This is a genomic window from Collimonas silvisoli, from assembly GCF_018305005.1.
GTDB classification, from domain to species: domain Bacteria; phylum Pseudomonadota; class Gammaproteobacteria; order Burkholderiales; family Burkholderiaceae_D; genus Collimonas; species Collimonas silvisoli.
The window spans coordinates 1-5,190 of record NZ_JAGQEG010000171.1 but is presented as its reverse complement, the minus strand read 5'-3'; the positions used below and the strand labels follow the sequence as shown (position 1 = coordinate 5,190).

Sequence of the window (5,190 nt, the reverse complement as noted above, 5' to 3'; positions counted from 1 at the left end):
ATCGTACAGTTTTGGCGCAAGGCGCCAAACCCGGAATGCATCTCGGCGGCGGCGCAACGGGCCCAGGCTCTGGCTTGCGGATCATTGGGCCAGACGCCTTCATGACGCTCGGCCAGATATTCGACAATCCCCAGAGAATCCCACAAGGAAGTACCGTCATGGATCAGCGCCGGCACCTTGCCGGACGGCGAAAAGCTGCGGAACGTATCCCAGTTGGAACCCACCGCTTCATCCGTAAACGGCACAATGTGCTCGTTGAACGTCAACCCAAGTTCACGCATCAGCACCCATGGCCGCAAAGACCAGGATGAGTAATTTTTGTTGGCGATATACAGCTCATACATAGTGACAGACACTCCGTTTCGAGGTGTTATGGTTAAACGTAAACAGCGGGGCCTGGATTTAGCCGGCACGTTTTCAAATTGGCATTGCAGTTGCAGCATGGCATTTTATACGTTTCGAGATAAAAATACCGATGCGCTTGTAGCGCTACCCTATCGGCTGGGGCATGATGATCATGGCAACCGATAATTTTTTCATGACGATGAAGCAGCTCAACGTAAAGGCCAGGCACGACCATGCAAACCACCAGTAAACCGACCAGCTTCTTGCCGTCCGCACTACTGCGTTCATCACTGTTGCTGCTGGCGCTTAACGGCGGCGTCTGCAACGCCGCCGATCGTTATCTGATTGACCCGGAACATACTTTTTCGTATTTCGAGTACAACCATTGGGGTTTGTCGACGCAACGCAGCCGCTTCGACAGCACCACCGGCTCGATTGAAATCGACCAGGCCAGCCATAGCGGCAGCATCGACATTGAGATCGACGCGGCCTCGGTCAGCACCGGCAACGACGGGTTCAACCAGATCATGCGCTCCGGCGATTTCTTCGACGTTGCAAACTACCCGAAGATCAACTTCAAATCCTCCAGCCTGCACTTTGAAGAACAGCAATTGACGCAGGTCGACGGCGACCTGACGATCAGGGGCGTCACGCATCCGGTAACGCTGGAAATCCACAATTTCAATTGCCGCTTCATGCTCATCTACGGCAAGCAAGTCTGCGGCGCCAACGGCTCCGCCAAGATTCTACGCAGCGATTACAAGCTTGGGCGTTATGCCCCCTTCGTCAGCGATGCGGTGACGCTGCACATCGACGTCGAGGCTATCAAAGAATATAACGCGGCGGCGCCGAACTAAGGCAGCTAGCGGCAGCAACTGAGGCGGCCCGCACCGATAAGGCGAGCCGCAGACACCCGCCTCGGGAAAAGACTGCGTAAGCACCGCAATATCGTTCATACAGGAAGCACCTCCAGAATTACTTAAAAGACAATTCCAAAACATCTTGAATTAATATTTCTATAAAACCAATTCAATGTTACCTTTTGAGAATTGTCTTAACCATTGCGCCTATCTGCCCCGCTTGCCCTGTAGTTTACTCGTATGATATTAATCACTTAACATTGTCCGAATGCAAACCTAACAGCGCTATCAGAATGAGTAAAACCAAAAAAACCAGTGGCCCAAGCCCTTTGCAACGTGACCTGGCAAACCGGCTGATCCAGCAGATCACTACCGGTGAGTTACCCGCCGGAACGCATTTGACCGAAGAAGGCTTAGCAGAGCAGTTCGACGTTTCGCGAACTCCTGTCAAAGCGGCATTGCGCCTGGTGGCAGCGCAGGAGTTGCTGGATTATCACGTAAACAGCGGCTATTTCGTCAGCCCCAACGCCAAGTCGGAGAAAGCCGCGGAGCTGGCGGTCGGCGGCATCAGTGGCGACGCCTTGTATCTGCAGCTGATCGATGACCGTACCCACAATCGATTGCCCGACACGATGACGGAAACCGATTTTCTAGAGCGCTATTCGGTACCGCGCAGTTTGTTAAGAGGAACGCTGGTGCGCATGGCGGCTGACGGCCAGATCGAGAAACGCCGTGGCCAGGGATGGAGCTTTCCGCCGGCCATAGGCACGCCTGAACTGATGGCCGAAAGCTACCAGTTTCGCATCATGGTGGAGTGCGGCGGACTGCTGGAAAGCAGTTTCAGGATTGACGCCGTCCAGCTGCAAAGCAGCCGTCTGGCGCATGAAAAGCTGTTAGAGCAGGCGCCGGAAGAGTATTCAGCCACGGCATTTTTCGCCCTCAATGCCGCATTTCACGAAATGCTGGCGCGCTTTTCCAACAATCGCTTCGTGCAGCAGGCGGTACAACAGCAAAACCAGCTCAGGCGCCTGGGTGAACATGTCGCGTTTCACCGTGCTCCACGCCAGATCGACTCATGCAATGAGCATTTGCAAATCATCCGGGCACTGGAAAGCAACAACCGGGAATGGGCGGCCGCGTTGATGCGGCATCACCTGGACACTGCTAGTCAAATCTGATGTGAATCCAGCAGAAGCAGGCATGGGACGGCCTGTTAAATTATGCAGGCCCACCCGTTTTCCTGTTATTTTTGCTTAACTCAAAACCAAAAATACTACTGCACTAATCCCTGAAAAGAATCGAAACAGTAGCGCTGCTTCAAGGTCAGTTCTTCAAGGCCAATTCGTATGCGGCAGCTTGGCGTCCATGGCCGCCAGCCGGGCCTCCAATCCATGTATTTTTTGCAATAGATTGAGCACCACCGCCAGTCCGTGCGTATCCAGCTCAAAATCATCGCGCAAGCGGCGCGCGGTTCTGGCTAACACAATTGTCTGTGCGCGAAACACGTAGTCTGGCGCGGCGCTATGATCCGGCTCGATGGCGCCTATCGCCACCAGTTCCGCCAGCTCGGCATGGCTGAGCCCGGAAAATTCCGCCAGCTCGTCCAGTGAGCACAGTTCGATGTCGTTTAACCAAACGGCTTCTACTAACAGAGCAGTCATTGGCGCTCTCCTAACTAAGATGCTGACGTGGATTGAATTTCGATTCGGCTGCGAGCTGCTCGAACAGTTCACGCTCGCGCGCCGTAGGCGCCGGCGGCACTTCTATCCGCACCACCGCATATAGATTGCCCGACTCGCCGCCGGCAGACGGCAGACCGCGTTTGGCAAAGCGGAATTGCCGATTGGCGGCGGTGCCGGCGGGAATGTTCAGCTCAACCTGGCCACCCAGGGTCGGCACCAGCACGGCAGCGCCCAATACCGCTTCCCACGGCGTCAGGGGCAGATCGATATACAGATCTTTTCCGCTCACCCGGTACAGCGGATGCGGGATCAGTTTCATCACGACATACAAATCGCCGTGCTTGCCGCCGTCATGCCCTTGGCCGCCTTTGCCGGACAAACGCAACCGTTGACCGTCTTCCGCGCCCTTGGGCAGCCGTACCCGGTAGGTGCGCGGAACCCGGTGCAATTTGCCGTGCTCATCGTACTCGGGCATGCTCAGACGGACATCGGTCTCGCCGCCGTCATAGATCTGCTCCAAAGTGATGGGTGCATTGACTTCATAATCTTCACCCCTGGCCGGACGCGCTCTGGCGCCGGGTCCGCCACCTTGGCTCGATGCGGCGAAAGCAGCCAGGATATCGGCCATGTCGACATCGCCGAACGATGCGCCGTCGGCCGCGAATCCTTGCTGCCAGGAGTGTGGCGGCTCAACGTTTTCACCCGGCCGGTGGCTGCCTAGCTGGTCGTAGGCGGCGCGCTTTTCGCTGTCTTTCAGCGTTGCGTAAGCTTCGGCGATGTCCTTGAATTTTTCTTCCCCGGCTGGATCCTTGGAAACGTCCGGGTGGTATTTATGCGCCAGCTTGCGGTAGGCTTGCTTGATCTGGGCGGCGCTGGCCGTGCGCTCGACGCCTAGCGCGCTGTAGTAGTCTTTGAATTTCATTTCAGTTTTTCAAAAATTCGACAAAATTTCGGTTGAATTCCCTGAGTTGTTCGCGCAGCTGCTCATCGAGCAATTCACCGCTCTCGTTAAAGACCTTGCCGGCGCGCGACACCATCAAACGCCCGCCGAACCAGGGTTGCATGCCCAGCGTGCGCAATACCGGCAGCCATGCATTCTGCGACAGGACGGTGCCGAAACCTCCCGGCGAAGCGCCGATCAGCGCGACCCGGCGGCCGCTAAAGATGCGCGCGCTGTCGGCCGGCGGCCGCGACAACCAGTCGATCGCATTCTTGAATACGCCCGGGATGGAATTATTGTATTCCGGCGTCACCAGCAGCAGTGCATCGGCCACCGCTATTTGTTCTTTCAGCAGCGTCACGGCCGGCGGAATGCCCTCGGCTTGTTCGAGATCGCCGTCATACAAGGGAATGCCCTTGATCGTGCCGATTTCCAATTCCGCGCCAGCCGGCATCAAGCCAGCTGCCGCGCGCAGCAATGCGGCATTCAGAGAACCGCTGCGCAGGCTGCCTGCCACTCCAACGATTTTTGTCATGTGCATCTCCTCAGAACGGCTTATTGCGTGAATTAGCTGCTGGATCCAGCCTGGTTGGACTCAAGGTAGTCAGGATTTCGGTGCCTTGCCTGATGGTCTTGGTGACTGGCGTCTTTTCACAGATCTCGGCCAATCTGGCTATCTGCTCCGGGCTAAGCTGCGCCCCGAATGCGACCGTGCGGCCTATGCTTTCCCGCCCCTGCTCGTCGCGCGCAAAGTGCAGCCGCACATCGATCAGGCCGAGATCCCATTGTTTGCGATCGGCATACATGCGTAAGGTGAGAGAGGTGCAGGCGGCCAGCCCCGCCAGCAGCAATTCGTACGGTGCCGGGCCGCTATCGGTGCCGCCGTTGCTGAGCGGCTCGTCGGCCCGCAACTGGTGCGACCTGGCCTGAATTTGTTGGGCAAAGCCAGTAATGCTTTGCAGGTATACAGACGCCATGCACTCTCCAGATCAAGGTGAATTTGATATATAGAGACTATAACTGTTTTAGAAGATGGCGGTAACGGCAATCGGCAGCAACGGGGATGCCAGCCATGGCGGCACTAGGGCAGGCATACGTACGCTGCACGGTGCAATCAAAGCAGTTCGATCTGCTGGCGCAATATGACGCACGCTGCGCTAAGCTGCGCATGATCAACCGCCAGCCCGGTATTGAGGACAGCTTCAATGTGCAGCGCGGCGTTGACGGTTGCCGGCACGCGAAAAATCATCGCCGCCCCTTTCAGGCTATGCACCGTTTGCTGTATGGCGCAGTAATCGCGGCGCACGAGCGCCTGCTCGATGCTGACCAGATCTTGCCTGGCGCTCGCCAAAAACAGATCGTG

General features: G+C 56.6%; 8 protein-coding genes. 2 read left to right on the top strand and 6 right to left on the bottom strand.

Translation table 11 applies throughout. The annotated features are described in order from the left end of the window. A partial coding sequence (locus KHU33_RS25295) for a glutathione S-transferase (protein ID WP_329956124.1) occupies positions 1–356 on the bottom strand: 356 nt, incomplete at its 3' end. Between the two features lie 222 nt (positions 357–578). On the opposite strand from KHU33_RS25295, the gene KHU33_RS25290 reads away from it, so the two are divergent. After that, positions 579–1,202 (top strand): YceI family protein, encoded by a 624-nt coding sequence (locus KHU33_RS25290; protein WP_211468170.1) that lies wholly within the window; start codon positions 579–581, stop codon positions 1,200–1,202. A 296-nt stretch (positions 1,203–1,498) separates the two neighbouring features. Next, positions 1,499–2,383, top strand: coding sequence for a GntR family transcriptional regulator (locus KHU33_RS25285; RefSeq protein WP_211468169.1), 885 nt, complete (start codon positions 1,499–1,501; stop codon positions 2,381–2,383). A 153-nt stretch (positions 2,384–2,536) separates the two neighbouring features. Here KHU33_RS25285 and KHU33_RS25280 read toward each other — a convergent pair whose 3' ends face one another. The 5 genes from KHU33_RS25280 to KHU33_RS25260 all read right to left on the bottom strand — a co-directional run. Next, on the bottom strand, positions 2,537–2,866 hold the full coding sequence (locus KHU33_RS25280) for a chaperone modulator CbpM (protein ID WP_211468168.1): 330 nt from the start codon (positions 2,864–2,866) through the stop codon (positions 2,537–2,539). A gap of 10 nt (positions 2,867–2,876) precedes the next feature. Beyond that, positions 2,877–3,809 carry a DnaJ C-terminal domain-containing protein gene (locus tag KHU33_RS25275; RefSeq protein WP_211468167.1) on the bottom strand — a complete coding sequence of 311 codons (933 nt, stop codon included), beginning with the start codon at positions 3,807–3,809 and terminating at the stop codon, positions 2,877–2,879. A 1-nt stretch (position 3,810) separates the two neighbouring features. After that, positions 3,811–4,362 (bottom strand): NADPH-dependent FMN reductase, encoded by a 552-nt coding sequence (locus KHU33_RS25270; RefSeq protein WP_211468166.1) that lies wholly within the window; start codon positions 4,360–4,362, stop codon positions 3,811–3,813. Between the two features lie 10 nt (positions 4,363–4,372). Beyond that, positions 4,373–4,804: an OsmC family protein gene (locus KHU33_RS25265; protein ID WP_211468165.1), complete on the bottom strand. Its 432-nt coding sequence runs from the start codon at positions 4,802–4,804 to the stop codon at positions 4,373–4,375. 137 nt (positions 4,805–4,941) lie between these two features. Beyond that, positions 4,942–5,190, bottom strand: a 249-nt coding sequence (locus KHU33_RS25260; RefSeq protein WP_211468164.1) for an Hpt domain-containing protein, incomplete at its 5' end; no start/stop codon positions are given.